The 355-nt window shown below is 68.7% G+C and carries 1 protein-coding gene; it reads right to left on the bottom strand.

The window, feature by feature from the left end:
• A partial coding sequence (locus MKD38_RS30960; RefSeq protein ID WP_305882544.1) for a citrate/2-methylcitrate synthase occupies positions 1-355 on the bottom strand: 355 nt, incomplete at both ends.

Raw genomic sequence — 355 nt, 5'->3', positions numbered from 1 at the left:
TCGCGCGCGCCCGGGGTGTTGTGGTCTTCCTTCTCCGGCAGCACCGTGCCCAGCACCGACACGCCGGTGCGCATCACGTCCATCGGGTGCGCGCTGGCCGGCACCCATTCCAGCGCCGCCTTGACATTGGCGGGCAGGCCGCGCAGCGACTTGAGCTTGGCCTTGTAGGCGGCCAGCTCGGACTTGGTCGGCAGCTTGCCGTGCACCAGCAGGTGGGCGATTTCCTCGAACTCGCAGGTCTCGGCGATATCGAGGATGTCGTAGCCGCGGTAGTGCAGGTCGTTGCCGGTGCGGCCGACGGTGCACAGCGCGGTGTTGCCGGCGGTCACGCCCGACAGCGCGACGGATTTCTTGG

The sequence above is a fragment of the Cupriavidus sp. WGlv3 genome (genome assembly GCF_023952475.1).
GTDB classification, from domain to species: Bacteria; Pseudomonadota; Gammaproteobacteria; order Burkholderiales; family Burkholderiaceae; genus Cupriavidus; species Cupriavidus phytorum.
The sequence above is the reverse complement of the archived record's forward strand: the minus strand, read 5'-3'. Positions and strand labels throughout refer to the sequence as shown.